The organism is Brevibacillus sp. 1238 (assembly GCF_029892995.1).
GTDB classification, from domain to species: domain Bacteria; phylum Bacillota; class Bacilli; order Brevibacillales; family Brevibacillaceae; genus Brevibacillus; species Brevibacillus parabrevis.
Genome location: NZ_JARXWC010000005.1, coordinates 340,978 through 355,798, shown reverse-complemented (window position 1 = coordinate 355,798; position 14,821 = coordinate 340,978). Strand labels below are relative to the sequence as shown.

Genomic DNA, 14,821 nt, shown 5'->3' with positions numbered 1-14,821 from the left:
GATTGGAGATGGCGAAACTGACGGATTTTTTTAGATTGGGCATACGAAAAGAATGGATAGATGCGCTGCAAGCAAATGGAATTACAGAGCCGACCCCGATCCAGGAAAAAGCGATTCCTGCGCTGTTGGCAGGCAAGGATGTGATTTCCCAGGCGCAGACAGGAACGGGGAAGACGCTTGCTTTTGTCCTGCCGATTTTGGAGAAAGCGGACCCGGACTCAAACGATGTGCAGGCGCTGGTGCTCACACCTACCCGCGAACTGGCTCTGCAAATTACGGCAGAGGTGAAAAAGCTGACGGCTGCCACAGATGATCTGCACGTGCTGGCCGTATATGGCGGACAAGACGTCGACCGGCAACTGCGCAAGCTGGCGGGCAAAAAGCAGGTGGTGATCGCTACTCCCGGCAGATTGCTGGATCACATGAGACGAGGAACGATCGATTTGTCGACCGTCTCCATGTTTGTTCTCGATGAGGCAGACCAGATGCTGCATATGGGCTTTTTGCCAGAGGTGGAAGACATCGCGGCGAGCCTGCCTGACAAGCGGCAGACGATGCTGTTTTCCGCGACGATGACGCCGCAGGTGCGCGCACTGGCGCAGCGCTTCATGCAAAATCCGGAAGATATCCGGGTGCAAGGCAAACGGATTACACTGGCGAATATCCGGCAAATCGCCGTGGAAACGACGGATCGTGCGAAACAGTCTGCCTTGCGTACCTTGATTGATGAAGAACGCCCGTTTTTGGCAGTCATCTTTTGTCGCACGAAACGCCGGGCGAGCACGTTGAATGCCGCCCTGCAAGGCTTTGGCTATTTGTCGGACGAGCTGCACGGCGATTTGTCGCAGGCAAAACGCGAGGATGTAATGAAGCGTTTTCGGGAGGCGAGAATCCAGCTACTGGTGGCAACGGATGTAGCAGCGCGCGGGCTTGACGTCGAGGGAGTCACTCACGTGTTCAATTACGACATCCCGGAAGATGTCGACAGCTACATTCACCGGATCGGCAGAACGGGCCGGGCCAAAGAAAAGGGCATCGCTTATACGATGGTGGCGGCCAAGGATCGGGCACAGCTCGCAGAGATTGAAAAAGGAATCGCCATGACTTTGGAGCGGCGTGCGAGCGAGCGGGCGGCGGATTACGGGGAGAACGAGGAGCATAAGCAGCACAAGACAAAGCATAAGGGGCAGGAGCGCGCAGGCAGAGGCGGTCAGCGTGGAGGCAAACCAGCCAGAACAGAAGGCGAGCACCGTGGGAGCAAGCCAGCCAGAGCAGAAGGTGAGCACCGTGGAAGCAGGCCAGCCAGAGCAGAAGGCGAGCACCGTGGGAGCAAGCCAGCCAGAGCAGAAGGCGAGCACCGTGGGAGCAGGCCAGCCAGAGCAGAAGGCGAGCACCGTGGAAGCAGGCCAACCAGAGCAGAAGGCGAGCACCGTGGGAGCAAGCCAGCCAGAGCAGAAGGCGAGCACCGTGGGAGCAGGCCAGCCAGAGCAGAAGGCGAGCACCGTGGAAGCAGGCCAACCAGAGCAGAAGGCGAGCACCGTGGGAGCAGGCCAGCCAGAGCTGAGGGCGGTCAACGTGGGGGCAAACCACTTAAAGCCGAGGGTAAGCAACAGGCTGGAAAAGGGAAGCGCGAGACGGGAAAACGCGGGCAGCACGGAGCCGATCGCCAGCAGCAAACCGCTCGCTTGGCCCCAAAAAATGGGGATGACCAGCGAACCCAGGAACGGATGACGAAAACAGGGCAGAGCAGCGAGCGAGCGGCAGGCAGAAGCGATTTTGCGGGCAAATCCGCAAATGCTTCGCGCAAGCCGGGGGCTTTTTCCCATAAGCGAGCAGAGAAGCAGCATGGTGGCAGCGCTCGTTTTGATGGCCAAAAACAGACAGGCAAACGGCCAAGTCCGGCGCCAGCAAAACGCGGCAGCACCGCTCGAAGGACCAAGAAGCGCTGAATGAAATAAAGCGATGAAAAAGAAAGACCGTTCCGCCGGGAAAAAGGCAGGAACGGTCTTTTGTGTATTCCGATCAGCTGTCTGGAAAGACGCGCGAACGTGTAAGGAAACGCACTCCTTCGGGCCCTTCGAGCGAGAACATTCCGCCACGACCCGTGACAACATCAATGATCAGCTGAGTATGCTTCCAATACTCGTACTGCGCTTTTCCCATGTAAAACGGGCAGCCGCCAATTTCGCCCAGCAGCACATCCTGTTCCCCGACGAGAAATTCACCTAGCGGGTAGCACATAGGCGAGCTTCCATCGCAGCAGCCCCCTGATTGATGAAACATCAAGTCGCCATGCTTGGCGCGCAGCCGTTCGATCAGCTCCAGGGCAGCGTCTGTAGCGAGCACTTTCTCAGGCTGGCTCATCGATCAAAAGAAGCCCAATGCCTGCTCGCTGTAGCTGACCAGCAGGTTTTTGGTTTGCTGGTAGTGGGCGAGCATCATTTTGTGATTTTCGCGGCCAATACCGGACATTTTGTATCCGCCGAATGCGGCGTGCGCCGGGTAAGCGTGGTAGCAGTTGGTCCATACGCGGCCAGCCTGGATTTCACGTCCTACGCGGTACGCGGTGTTCACATCGCGCGTCCACAAGCCGGAGCCGAGGCCGTACAGCGTGTCGTTGGCGATAGCCAGCGCTTCGTCCGTGTCTTTGAAGGTCGTCACGGAGACTACCGGGCCGAAGATTTCTTCCTGGAAGATGCGCATTTTGTTGTGTCCTTTGAAGACGGTAGGCTGGATGTAGTAGCCGCCTTCGAGGTCTCCTTCCAACTGCGCACGGGAGCCGCCGATCAGGCAATCTGCCCCTTCCTGTTTTCCGATATCGAGGTAGGAGAGAATTTTTTCAACTTGCTCCAGGGAAGCCTGGGCGCCGATCATGGTGTCGGTATCCAGCGGATTGCCTTGCTTGATGCTGGCTACGCGTTTCAGAGCGCGCTCCATGAACTGGTCGTAAATGCTTTCGTGAATGAGGGCGCGGGACGGGCATGTGCAAACTTCGCCCTGGTTGAGTGCAAACAGCACGAAGCCTTCAATTGCTTTGTTCAAGAAAGCGTCGTCTTTGGCACACACGTCCGGGAAGAAGATGTTCGGAGATTTTCCGCCCAGCTCCAATGTGACCGGAATAATATTTTGGGAGGCGTACTGCATGATCAGTCGACCTGTAGTCGTCTCTCCGGTAAATGCGATTTTGGCGATGCGGTTGCTGGATGCGAGCGGTTTGCCAGCTTCCAGACCGAAGCCGTTTACGACGTTCACGACGCCCGGAGGCAGCAAGTCGCCGATCAGCTCCATCAGCACCATGATCGAAGCAGGAGTCTGCTCTGCGGGCTTGAGGACAACGCAGTTTCCTGCTGCCAGAGCGGGAGCGAGCTTCCATGTAGCCATCAGCAGCGGGAAGTTCCAAGGAATGATTTGTCCGACGACACCGAGCGGCTCGTGGAAATGGTAAGCGACTGTGTCGTTGTCGATTTCAGCCAGCGAGCTTTCTTGGGCGCGAATCGCTCCGGCAAAGTAACGGAAGTGATCGATCGCCAGCGGGATATCGGCAGCCAGCGTCTCGCGGACGGGCTTTCCGTTTTCCCACGTCTCAGCCGTTGCCAAAAGTTCCAGATTGGCTTCCATGCGGTCTGCGATCTTCAAGAGGATGTTGGATCGCTGTGTAACAGAGGTGCGTCCCCAAGCGTCTTTGGCTTCGTGGGCGGCATCCAGTGCAAGCTCGATATCTTCTGCAGTGGAGCGAGCTACTTCGCAAAATGCTTTGCCGTTTACAGGAGATAAGTTTTCAAAATATTCACCCTTCACCGGCGGTACCCAATTGCCCCCGATGTAGTTTTCATAGCGATTTTTGAAAGTCACCTTGGAACCGGCTTGACCGGGTTGAGCGTAGATCATGCGAACGCCTCCTCTAATATCACCTTTTTCTTTACGGCTTTTTCTAAAAGCAAATCCTGTACCAACTGCCGGGAAGCTGGAAATGACAGCGTTTTCGAAAAAGTAAGACAGCAAAAATGCTCCATAATGGAGCAAAAGTTGTTCCGTTTTGGGACACCTCGTAAATATTTGGGAGCGTTAGACAAGGAACTGCTTTTTCCGCCAAGATTCGCATACTTACTCGTGCTATACTGGTAGTGAATGATTTTTGGGGGAGGGAAGAGTGTTGTCAACGATTGTCAAGCAATCTTGGAAGCGCTGCCAGGAATCGAACCTCAATGCTTGGGAGAAAGCCAATGACCAAATCATTTCCAGCAAAAGAATCAAAGAAATCATTCAGGAAAATCACCCTCTGATTCAGGAAAGCCTCCCGCTGTTCAACAAGCTCGCTCCCTTTTTGTTGTCGACAGAGCACATCGCTTTGTTGTCGGATCGGGATGGCAATATCATTCACACTGTCGGCGACCCCGTGTTTGCCAATCAGGCGCAAAAAGTGCAACTGCAAATCGGGGCGAATTGGACAGAAAATTCAAAAGGAACGAACGCGATCGGGACGGCGCTGATCGCGCAGCAGCCTGTTCAAATACAAGGAGAGCAGCACTACTTTTTGGAGAACCGCTTTCTCACGTGCTCGGCGGCGCCGATTTTTTCACCGACTGGCGAGTTGCTCGGCGTCATCGACATCAGTACGCGCAAGGAATACTCCCATCCGTTTGCTTTGACCATCGCTTGCATGATTGCGGAAACGCTGCAAAACCGCTTTTTGTACGCCGATGCACAGCGGGTCATCGCGCTTGGCGAGAGTCCGGTTGTGAAAGGAGAGCCGGGAAAAGTGCCACTGGTCGGTCTGGATCGGGACGGACGACTGATCGGCTTCAATGAGCCTGCCAAGCAGCAGCTGGGAACGGAAGCACTTGGGAAAAGGCTTCCGCAAGAGTACGAGCGCGCAGGACGAGAGGTGCAGGACAAACGCCCGCGCCTGTTCACGTCAGGCTCATGGACAGATGCTTCATCCAAGACGTCGGATGCGGATGCTTTGAAAAGTTTGAAAAAGCCAAAGACGCAGCTCAAGCCGTTTCCTCGTCTCGCAGGTTCTTGCCCGCTGTTTTTGCAGGCGAAAATGCTGGGGCAAAAGGCGGCGCAGGTCGACTTTCCCGTGCTGATCCTGGGGGAGAGCGGCACGGGCAAAGAGCTGTTCGCGCAGATGGTTCACGAGACGGGACCACGGGCGCAGGAGCCTTTTATCGCCGTGAACTGCAGTGCGATATCAGAAAATTTGATCGAAAGCGAATTGTTCGGCTACGAAAGCGGGGCATTTACCGGGGCGAATCGCGAAGGAAGGATCGGCAAGTTTGAGGCGGCGAAAAAAGGCACGATCTTTTTGGATGAGATCGGCGATATGTCTTTGCGCGGACAAGCCGCTCTTCTGCGGGTGTTGCAGGAGAAGGTCGTCACGCCAGTAGGCAGCAACCAGTCCCGGCCGATTCAGGCGAGAATCATTGCGGCAACGCATCGCAATTTGCCGGAAGAAATCAAGGCGGGACGTTTCCGGGCTGACTTGTACTATCGGCTCAAAGGAGTCTCGATTCACTTGCCGCCGTTGCGAAAACGAAGCGATATCATCCAGGTGGCGGAGCATCTGATGCAGCAAATTGCCCCTGAGCAGCCAAGCGAATTGCTCCCGAGTGCGAAAGCGAAGCTCGTTGCCTATTCCTGGCCGGGAAATGTGCGCGAACTGCAAGGAGTGCTGGTGCAGGCCGCTTTTTTGTCCGATGGCGATGATATTGGCGAGGAGCACATCCAGCTGGAGGGCTTGACGGAAGAAGCGGAGCATGAGCAAGGGATTCCGTCTTTGCGGGAGACCGAGCTTGTGGCGATCAGACGCGCGCTCCATTCGAGCGGCGGCAACGTCAGCAAAGCGGCAAAGCTGCTTCAGATCGGGCGGAATACGCTGTACCGCAAGATGGCGGAGTATCAGCTTGGGGCGCCTTTTTATATGGGGGAGTCATGACGAAGTGGTACAAGTTTGATAAAAACTCGATCAGATAGCATTTAGCAAATAACGTGAACTCTTCTGCATTAACTTGAAGCTGTAAAATCACAACTCATTGGAGTAGGGAAATGATAACTAAACAATACGATTTGCATTACAAAAAACGGCACCCGGTATTATCGGGTGCCGTTTTAGTATTGTATGGCGTCTTAACCAAGACTAATATTTTTTCTCCTGGTGCTTGAACACACTATTCGTTTTATCGGAGCCTAAATTAGCAGGTGTAGCATACTGTCTTACTTCGGGTTCATCGGCAAAAATCACCCTTGCTCCAAAGGATGGGAGTTTGCCATAGTGAGTGGTAATAGATATGATGTCGCTGCCTTTATATCCTTTCATTGTAAAAGATATTCTTCAACATCTCTTTTTAACTTATATTTTTCGAAGTTAATGAAACCGACAAATAAAAGAACTGCACAAATCGCAACTGATGCAGAAATGATTAACCATTTTTTCATAAATATCTCTCCTTTTTCTATCAATGCATGAATAGGTAGTATCGGCAATGGAAATGGCCCAAAATTAAGAAGTAGGAAGAAGATATGCGATGGGCTTGGCCAACAACGAGTACAAGGATCACCGATGATTATGGTGATGTTGGTGACCGTTGGCATAAGGGAATTGACATTGGAGTTAAAAAGAAAGATGTATATTCAGTGGCCGAAGGTAAAGTCATTCAAAGCGGGCATTTTAAAGATGGGGTTACCTATGCTATTACCATTGAACATAACGATAGAGACCCAGATACCAATAAGAAGCTAATTACGAGATACCTTCACTTAGAACCTAAAGAGCTTTACTATACAACGAATGAAAAAGTAAAAAAAGGCACAACGATTGCTATGTCTGGAACCAGTGGAGCGACTGGATATCATTTGCACTTTGATGTAAATGCAAAAGGTTTGGAAAAACCGGGAGATCGGGATACTTTTTCTCCTTGGGTATTCTGGCCAGAAAATAGGCCAAACTCGTTAAGTGCTTTGGATGTACAAGGACATGGAGAACATGAACAGGAAAATGGGCATACTCATCCTGAAGATGAAGATTTCTTTGACTTCCTGGTTATTTCTTATGTCGGGTCGGATGCGTTTTATAGTTGGTTCTATTCAGTCGAAGAGTCTGAAAGAACGACGGAAAATTTCAAAAAGCAATTTAATTTAAGCGATAATGACATTGAAGAAATTATGAACACGAAGTTGACACAAGAGGAAAAAGCAGAGGTTATTAACGCATCTGCAAATCAGTAAAAAATCTACACTCCCGTGATTTGAACATGGGAGTGTAGATTTTTCCAATATCAAGTAAGGAGGAATAACATGAAGAACAAAAAAGGGTACCTACTCATTCTCGGATTGCTGGTAGTTGTATTCGTTATTTTATATTCAACGGGCATTATTGGACGCTCCGTTAGCATACAAGAAACTCAGTCGATCAGTGCTAATGATGTGATTAATGAAGTTGAAAAAATAAAGAATGAAGTCAAGATCGGTCTAACGATGAATGAAATAAAACAGCTTTATGGTAGTAACTATACGTTAGTTAACGACAACGGCGATCTTGAGAATGGGAATGACGAGCATTGGACGTATCGATTCCTTGGAGATGTCAATTACAAGCCTGCGGGCCCGGATCATATGATAGACGAAGAAGGTATGTTAAGTGGAAAAGCAGGAGTGGAGCTATTCATCGGTTGGAAAAATGAAAAGATAACGTTGTTTACGATCACTTATCTAGGTACCGACAAACATATTCATTTTTACAGTAACGTAAATGGAAAAATTGAAGAGAGTGTTATCAAATAAGCTGAAAGTGGAATGTAGCTTAATTTATAGCCTACGTTTGAAGCGCAACGTTTGAATGAGGAAACCCCTTGCAGGCTAAGTCGGCATTGTACGACGAATAGAGTGGGGTTTCATCGAAGTAAATCAACTCGGCGGAAATACTGACGAATTGCTTTTCTCTGCATGGGAGAAAAAGAGTTCGTCTTTTTTAGAATGAAAATCCAATGAAGGAGTGCTTCGCTTGAAAAACGACCTGCAAGTAAAATGTCACATTATGGAATGTAGGAAAGGGCATGAACGGAGCTGCTTGACCAATTAAAAACTGCCGACAGTCTGAGTGTTGCAACATTTTGTTGCAACACTTTTTAAAAAAAAATAAGCATGACTTCCAAATTATGATATAAAAAATAAAAAGACTGAATGTTTCGGGTATTTCTGTGCAAAGATGAACGATTGGCATTAAAGGTGCATTAGATCAGTGCATCCGATTATTCTTTAAAATTGAATTAATTCAAGGAGGGAGACGATTGCTGCAATATTCGATCGCAGTCATACCAGGAGACGGCATTGGTCCAGAGGTGATGGACGAGGGATTGAAGGTGTTGACGGCCGTAGAGGAAGCGCATGGAGGGATTCGTTTTACCCGCGAGATTATGGACTGGAACTGCCAGTATTACCTCACGAACGGCAGGATGATGCCGGAAAATGGACTGGACATATTGAAAGACCACGATCTGATTTTGCTGGGAGCGATTGGAGCGCCAGAGGTGCCCGATCACGTATCGGTGTGGGAGTTGATTTTGCCGATTCGCCGCAGCTTTTCGCAATATGTGAACCTGCGGCCTGTAAAGCTGCTCAAAGGTCTGGAAAGCCCTCTGCGCTACAAAAGCCATGCCGATCTCGATTTTGTCGTCGTGCGGGAAAACACCGAGGGCGAGTATTCCAACATGGGAGGGCGGATGCACCAGGGGACGCCTTACGAGATGGCGGTGCAAAACAACGTCTTCACCCGGTATGGCACGGAGCGCATTCTTCGCTACGCGTACGCGCTGGCAGAGAAACGTCCGACAAAAAGCGTGACGGCAGCTACCAAATCGAACGGAATCAACCATTCCATGCCGTTCTGGGATGAGATCGTCAAGGAGATCAGCCTGGAGCACCCGGACGTTCGCACCAACTTATATCATATCGACGCATTGGCCGCCTATTTTATCACCAGACCGGAGACGTTTGAGGTGGTGGTTGCGAGCAACTTGTTTGGAGACATTTTGACAGACCTGGGGGCAGCCATAGTCGGCGGGCTTGGGCTGGCTCCGTCGGCCAACATCAATCCGGAGCGCCAATACCCGTCGATGTTCGAGCCGATCCACGGATCAGCCCCTGATATTGCCGGAAAAGGGATCGCCAATCCGATCGCGCAAGTATGGAGCCTGAGCATGATGATGGATCATCTCGATTTGCCGGAAATCAGTGCTGTCATCATGAACGCAATCGAGCAAGTTGTCCAGGAGGGCAAGGTGCTGACGCCTGACCTGGGGGGCAAGGCGTCCACGAGAGAGTTGGGGGACGAGATTGTCCGGCACATTTATTTGGGGACGAGATAAAGAGACAAGGGAGGAAGAGAGTATGGAAGCGAAAGCGTATGATTTGTACATCGGCGGAAAATGGATCAAAACGGGCAGCTATATCCCTGTTTTGCACAAATACACCGGCGAGTGCATCTCGCAGATTGCCCGCGCCGAACGGCACCATGTCCAGACAGCGGTAGAGGCAGCGTGGGAGACGTTTCGGAACGATCGGTTGACGCCGTTTCAGCGCTATAAAATTTTGCTGAAGGCGTCTGAGCTGATGGAAGCGCGCCGGGACGAGATGGAGCTTTCCCTCATCCGCGAAGTCGGGAAAACGCGCAAAGATGCGATGAACGAACTGGATCGTACGATTAATACGCTTCGCTTGTCTGCGGAAGAAGCCAAAAAAATTCATGGCGAGATGATCCCGCTGCAATCGACGGAAGGCTCGGAAAATCGCCTCGGGTTCACGATCCGCGTACCGAAAGGCGTCATTGGCGCGATTACGCCTTTCAACTATCCGCTGCTGCTCAGCACGCACAAGATCGCTCCGGCTCTGGCGGCAGGCAATACGCTGGTGGTCAAGCCGGCGACTGTCACGCCGCTCGCGACCTTTTTGCTGGTGGAAGTATTGGAGGAGGCAGGGCTGCCAAAAGGCTATGTGAACATCGTGACGGGGGCTGGCAGCGAAGTGGGCGAGTGGCTTTTGGATGAAGAACGCATCGCCATGTACACCTTTACCGGGTCGGGCGAGGTTGGCCGCCATATCAAAGCGCGCAGCGGCATGCGGCCTGTCGCTCTGGAGCTTGGCAACAACTCGCCCAATATCGTTCACTACGATGCGGATGTGGAGCTGGCGGCTCGGCAGACGGCTGCGCGCAGCTTTCATAATGCAGGTCAGGCGTGCATTGCCGTCCAGCGCATTTACGTGCACGAAGATGTGTTTCCGGCATTCAGCGAGCAGTATATCGCGCACGTCAAGCAGTTGAAGGTAGGCGACCCGGAGGACCCGGCCACAGATGTCGGCCCGATGATCAGCGAAAAAGAGGCAAAGCGGACAGAAGAGTGGGTACGGGAAGCGATCAGCGAAGGAGCGACAGCGCTTTTGCCCATCAGGCGGGAGGGCGCTCTGTTTTATCCGGCGGTGCTTGTGAATACGAAACCGGATATGAAGGTAGTGTGCCGGGAAGTGTTCGCCCCGGTAGTGACGATTATTCCGTACAGCGATCTGGAGGATGCTTTTGCCCAGGCGAATGATTCGGAATACGGCTTGCAAGCGGGGATTTTTACCTGTGATCTGAATGTCGCGATGAAAGCAGCACGCACGCTGGAGTACGGCGGGGTAGTCATCAATGACGTCTCTACGTACCGCAATGACGTGATGCCGTACGGAGGCGTGAAAAACAGCGGACTCGGCAAGGAAGGACCGCGCTATGCCGTGGAAGAAATGACCGACGAGCGAATGGTGGTGATCAATCTATGAGCGGTCAACTGCTGCAAGGAAAGACGGCGATCGTCACAGGCGCTGCTTCCGGAATGGGAAAAGCGACTGCCAAGCTGTTCGCGGCGGAGGGAGCGAATGTCGTCCTGGCTGATTTGAACAAAGAGGCGGCTGTGCAGGTCGCTCTGGAATTGCCGGACGGGAGGGGCCATGCCGTGCAAGTCGACGTGGCCGATGACGAAAGTGTAGCCGCGCTGATTCAAGAGACAGTTGCCGTCTTCGGTGCGCCTGACGTGTTGGTCAATTGCGCCGGAGTTCCGCAAGCTTTTACTCCGATTGAGGAGCTGACATTGGAGCAGTGGGATCGGATCATGTCCGTCAACGCGAAGTCGCTCTACTTGACGGCCAGACATGCGGTTCCGCACATGAAGGCGAAAGCGAGGGGCAGCATCATCAACATCGCCTCCATCGCGGGCATCCGCGCGCGTCCCGGCCTGAATGCCTACTGCGCTTCCAAAGGCGCGGCGATCATGTTGAGCAAGGCTCTGGCAATCGAACTGGCTCCTTATCAAATCAGAGTCAATGTCATCAATCCTGGCCCGGCGGAGACTCCCATGCTGGGCAAGTTCATCAACGGAGACGAGCAAGAGGTAGAAGCCGGGAAAAAGGATATTTTCATCAGCAGCGTTCCATTGGGCATGCTGATTCAGCCGGAGGATATCGCGCAGGCCGCTCTGTACCTGGCTTCCGATCTGTCCAAGATCGTGACTGGGGAAGTCATGAACGTTGATGGCGGGAGGGGAATCTAGTCTATGGAGAAGCAGCAAAGGAGAGAGTGTGTGGATTATCGGCAGCAACTAGCAAGTTTGTTGGGAGAGGACAGAGTGACGACCAATCCGACTGTCCTCATGAATCATAGCCATGATGAATCGTACCATCCCCCTCATCTGCCGGATGTTGTCGTGTTTCCGCAGTCTGCGGATGAGGTCAGCGCCATTTTGCAGCTGGCTAATGAACAGTGTATTGCCGTGACACCGTTTGGCTTGGGTACCAGCTTGGAAGGCCATGCGATTCCGTACGCAGGGGGAATCAGTATGGACTTTTCGCTGATGAACCAAGTGCTGGAGGTGCGTCCGCAAGACTTTTTGGTCAGAGTACAGCCGGGGGTGACGCGTACTCAGCTCAATCGCGAGTTGAAAAAGCACGGTTTGTTCTTTTCCGTTGATCCGGGTGCTGACGCGACATTAGGCGGGATGGCGGCCACCAATGCGAGTGGCACCACTTCCGTCCGCTACGGTGTCATGCGCGACCAGGTCCGCGATTTGCAGGTCGTTCTCGCAGACGGGCGGATCATTCATACGGGCAGCATGACGGCCAAATCATCGTCCGGGTATCACCTGACAGGGCTGTTCGTCGGATCAGAAGGGACATTGGGCGTGTTTACAGAACTGACGCTACGTGTGTACGGGATTCCCGAGGCGACGATGGCAGCGCGGGCCAGCTTCCCAACCGTTCAAGACGCGGTAGATACGGTCGTGGATATTATGGGGGCGGGGATTCCCGTTGCCCGCATCGAGCTGGTTGACGAGCGTTCCATTCAGCAGGTGAATTTGTACAAGGAAACGAGCTATCCGGAAAACCCGACGCTTTTTATTGAGTTTCACGGCAGCGAGCAAAGCCTTGCGCATGACATTGAGTTCGCCCAAAACATCAGTGCCGAGCACGGTTGCACGCAGTTTCTGTTCGAGACTGATTCCAAAGCCCGTGCCGCGCTTTGGGATGCGCGTCACAATCTGGCTTACGCTTTTCTGCACAAATCGCCCGGCAAAAAAATGATGGTGACCGATGTATGCGTGCCTTTTTCCGAACTGGCGAAGGCAGTCGTGGACGCCCGGCAGGCCATTGACCGCTCAGGTTTGGATGGAGCCGTGCTGGGACATGTCGGCGACGGAAACTACCACGCGATTTTGATGATCGACGTACATGATGCACAAGAAATGGCCCGAGCCGAGGAACTGAACGCCTATCTGGTAGAGTACGCGCTGAGCCGCGGCGGGACGTGCACCGGAGAGCATGGCGTAGGAGTGGGCAAAGTCAAATATCAGCGCAAGGAGCACGGAGCGGCGCTGGACGTGATGCGGTCGATGAAGCAAGTTCTCGATCCGAACGCCATCCTGAACCCGGGGAAAATATTCGCAAACTAGCAATGGCCTGCATTCTGATCTGGCATGATCGAATGCAGGTTTTTCTTTTTGGCGAAATATGGCGAAAGGTAGAGGAGAAAGGGCGAGGATGTGGAATGTAGGAGATTGGTAAATAAACATTTCGCAAGGCAGGGAGGCAGGCATGCATGAAGTCGATTGTTGAGATTGCCCAGGCAGCAGGGATCGATGAGCAGGATCTGGAGCTTTACGGAAAGTTTAAGGCAAAAATATCTGATGAACTATGGAATAAGATAAAAGATCGACCTGATGGCAAGCTGATTCTCGTCACCGCGATGAATCCGAATCCGGCCGGAGCGGGTAAAACGCTGACGACGATCGGTCTGTCGCAGTCGCTTAATTTGCTTGGGAAGAAAACGATTGCCGCTCTCAGGGAGCCATCTCTGGGGCCGTGCATGGGCATCAAGGGAGGCGCTACCGGAAGCGGCAAGGCGCAAATTCTCCCCGCAGATGAAATCAACCTGCACTTTACCGGAGACATTCATGCGATTACAGCTGCGCACAATTTGCTCGCAGCGATGATTGACAATCATATTTTCCACGGCAATCCGCGCGGCATCAATCCGAAGAAGATTGTCTGGAAACGGGCGATGGACATGAATGACCGAGCGCTCAGAAATATTGTGGTCGGACTCGGCGAAGGCAACGGCATGACACGCGAGGACGGCTTCATGATTACGACTGCTTCGGAGATCATGGCTATTTTGTGCTTGAGCGAAAACCTCGCCGATTTGCGCGACCGACTGAATCACATCATCATCGGCTACGATTATCAGGATCAGCCGGTTCGTGCGGAGGAAATCAACGCGGTAGAAGCAATGTGCGTCCTGCTCAAGGAAGCGATCAAGCCGAACCTGGTGCAAACGATTGAAGGCACGCCTGTCATCGTCCACGGCGGTCCTTTTGCCAACATCGCCCATGGTTGCAGCAGCGTGATCGGAACCAAAACCGCTCTCAAGCTTGCAGATTACGTCGTAACCGAAGCGGGCTTCGGCGCTGATTTGGGCGCAGAAAAGTTTTTTGACATCAAGTGCCGAAAAGCGGGACTGACTCCATCGGCGGCCGTAGTGGTGATTACCGTTCGTTCGCTGAAATACAACGGCGGGGTGAAAGTGCCTGATCTGGCGGAAGAAAACCTCGCTGCATTGGAGGCAGGCTTTGCCAACGTTCGCCGCCATCTGGAGAACCTCCAAAAGTTCGGCGTACCAGCGATTGTAGCCATCAACCATTTTGCCACAGATACGCCAAGAGAGATCGACGCAGTCGTGAAGCTGTGCCAGGAGGCCGGAGCGGAAGCGGCGCTATCCAAGGCTTGGGCAGAAGGCGGCGAAGGTGCGGTCGAACTGGCTGAAAAAGTAACGCGGGCGGCAGAGCGTCCTTCGCAGTTCCGCTTTTTGTACGAAGAAGACCGCAGCGTGAAAGAAAAAATCGAGACGGTCGTGAAGGAGATTTACCGCGGTTCTGGCGTAGTCTTTTCCCCATTGGCATTGAAGACGATCCAAAAGATCGAAGACATGGGGCTGGCCCATCTGCCTGTCTGCATGGCGAAGACACCATACTCGTTTACAGATCGCGCTGACCAGCTGGGAGCACCTGTAGACTTCACCATTCAGGTGAGCGAGGTGCGGATTTCGGCGGGGGCAGGCTTTATCGTGGCGCTCACCGGAAGCCTGGTGACGATGCCTGGACTTCCGAAAAAGCCGGCAGCCGAGTCGCTGTACGTGGATGAGCACGGCCATGTAGAGGGACTGAGCTAAGCAACACAAAGGCAAAAAGCTGACACGGGCAACAAAGTGTCAGCTTTTTTTCGCGCTTAGGCAGAGCTAAAC

At 52.8% G+C, this 14,821-nt stretch carries 11 protein-coding genes and 1 pseudogene; 9 read left to right on the top strand and 3 right to left on the bottom strand.

Annotated elements, in window-relative coordinates:
• Positions 1-2: 2 nt before the first annotated feature.
• Positions 3-1,350 (top strand): annotated as a pseudogene (locus M2298_RS15225) (DEAD/DEAH box helicase); the annotation flags it as partial.
• Positions 1,351-2,022: 672 nt separating this feature from the next.
• On the opposite strand, the gene M2298_RS15220 reads toward M2298_RS15225, so the two are convergent.
• Entirely contained in the window at positions 2,023-2,364 is a 342-nt protein-coding gene (locus M2298_RS15220; protein ID WP_063228830.1) for a DUF779 domain-containing protein, read from the bottom strand.
• 3 nt (positions 2,365-2,367) lie between these two features.
• On the bottom strand, positions 2,368-3,888 hold the full coding sequence (gene adh / locus M2298_RS15215; RefSeq protein ID WP_122962462.1) for an aldehyde dehydrogenase: 1,521 nt from the start codon (positions 3,886-3,888) through the stop codon (positions 2,368-2,370).
• 265 nt (positions 3,889-4,153) lie between these two features.
• Between adh and M2298_RS15210 the strand changes: the two genes are divergently transcribed.
• Positions 4,154-5,938, top strand: a complete 1,785-nt coding sequence (locus M2298_RS15210) for a sigma-54-dependent Fis family transcriptional regulator (protein WP_122962463.1) — start codon at positions 4,154-4,156, stop codon at positions 5,936-5,938.
• Between the two features lie 377 nt (positions 5,939-6,315).
• On the opposite strand, the gene M2298_RS15205 is transcribed toward M2298_RS15210, so the two are convergent.
• Positions 6,316-6,438 (bottom strand): hypothetical protein, encoded by a 123-nt coding sequence (locus M2298_RS15205; protein WP_280648677.1) that lies wholly within the window; start codon positions 6,436-6,438, stop codon positions 6,316-6,318.
• 84 nt (positions 6,439-6,522) lie between these two features.
• Between M2298_RS15205 and M2298_RS15200 the strand changes: the two genes are divergently transcribed.
• The 7 genes from M2298_RS15200 to M2298_RS15170 all read left to right on the top strand — a co-directional run bounded on the left by M2298_RS15200 (position 6,523) and on the right by M2298_RS15170 (position 14,749).
• On the top strand, positions 6,523-7,227 hold the full coding sequence (locus M2298_RS15200) for a M23 family metallopeptidase (RefSeq protein WP_280648676.1): 705 nt from the start codon (positions 6,523-6,525) through the stop codon (positions 7,225-7,227).
• Between the two features lie 69 nt (positions 7,228-7,296).
• Positions 7,297-7,782, top strand: coding sequence for a hypothetical protein (locus tag M2298_RS15195; RefSeq protein WP_280648675.1), 486 nt, complete (start codon positions 7,297-7,299; stop codon positions 7,780-7,782).
• Positions 7,783-8,288: 506 nt separating this feature from the next.
• Positions 8,289-9,365, top strand: coding sequence for a tartrate dehydrogenase (locus M2298_RS15190; RefSeq protein WP_173596307.1), 1,077 nt, complete (start codon positions 8,289-8,291; stop codon positions 9,363-9,365).
• Between the two features lie 22 nt (positions 9,366-9,387).
• Positions 9,388-10,812, top strand: coding sequence for an aldehyde dehydrogenase family protein (locus M2298_RS15185; RefSeq protein WP_280648674.1), 1,425 nt, complete (start codon positions 9,388-9,390; stop codon positions 10,810-10,812).
• Positions 10,809-11,579, top strand: coding sequence for an SDR family oxidoreductase (locus tag M2298_RS15180; protein WP_122962468.1), 771 nt, complete (start codon positions 10,809-10,811; stop codon positions 11,577-11,579). The genes M2298_RS15185 and M2298_RS15180 overlap by 4 nt, the downstream gene beginning before the upstream one ends.
• A 3-nt stretch (positions 11,580-11,582) precedes the next feature.
• Positions 11,583-12,974 (top strand): FAD-binding oxidoreductase, encoded by a 1,392-nt coding sequence (locus tag M2298_RS15175; protein ID WP_280648673.1) that lies wholly within the window; start codon positions 11,583-11,585, stop codon positions 12,972-12,974.
• Positions 12,975-13,120: 146 nt separating this feature from the next.
• Entirely contained in the window at positions 13,121-14,749 is a 1,629-nt protein-coding gene (locus tag M2298_RS15170; RefSeq protein ID WP_280648672.1) for a formate--tetrahydrofolate ligase, read from the top strand.
• The last annotated feature ends 72 nt before the right edge of the window (positions 14,750-14,821 follow it).

Bases quoted from the DNA above. Each gene is read 5' to 3' on its own strand.
- M2298_RS15220 (WP_063228830.1), bottom strand. From the start codon at position 2,364: ATGAGCCAGCCTGAGAAAGTGCTCGCTACAGACGCTGCCCTGGAGCTG.
- M2298_RS15195 (WP_280648675.1), top strand. From the start codon at position 7,297: ATGAAGAACAAAAAAGGGTACCTACTCATTCTCGGATTGCTGGTAGTT.
- M2298_RS15170 (WP_280648672.1), top strand. From the start codon at position 13,121: ATGAAGTCGATTGTTGAGATTGCCCAGGCAGCAGGGATCGATGAGCAG.
- M2298_RS15185 (WP_280648674.1), top strand. From the start codon at position 9,388: ATGGAAGCGAAAGCGTATGATTTGTACATCGGCGGAAAATGGATCAAA.
- adh (WP_122962462.1), bottom strand. From the start codon at position 3,888: ATGATCTACGCTCAACCCGGTCAAGCCGGTTCCAAGGTGACTTTCAAA.
- M2298_RS15200 (WP_280648676.1), top strand. From the start codon at position 6,523: ATGCGATGGGCTTGGCCAACAACGAGTACAAGGATCACCGATGATTAT.
- M2298_RS15205 (WP_280648677.1), bottom strand. From the start codon at position 6,438: ATGAAAAAATGGTTAATCATTTCTGCATCAGTTGCGATTTGTGCAGTT.
- M2298_RS15180 (WP_122962468.1), top strand. From the start codon at position 10,809: ATGAGCGGTCAACTGCTGCAAGGAAAGACGGCGATCGTCACAGGCGCT.
- M2298_RS15175 (WP_280648673.1), top strand. From the start codon at position 11,583: ATGGAGAAGCAGCAAAGGAGAGAGTGTGTGGATTATCGGCAGCAACTA.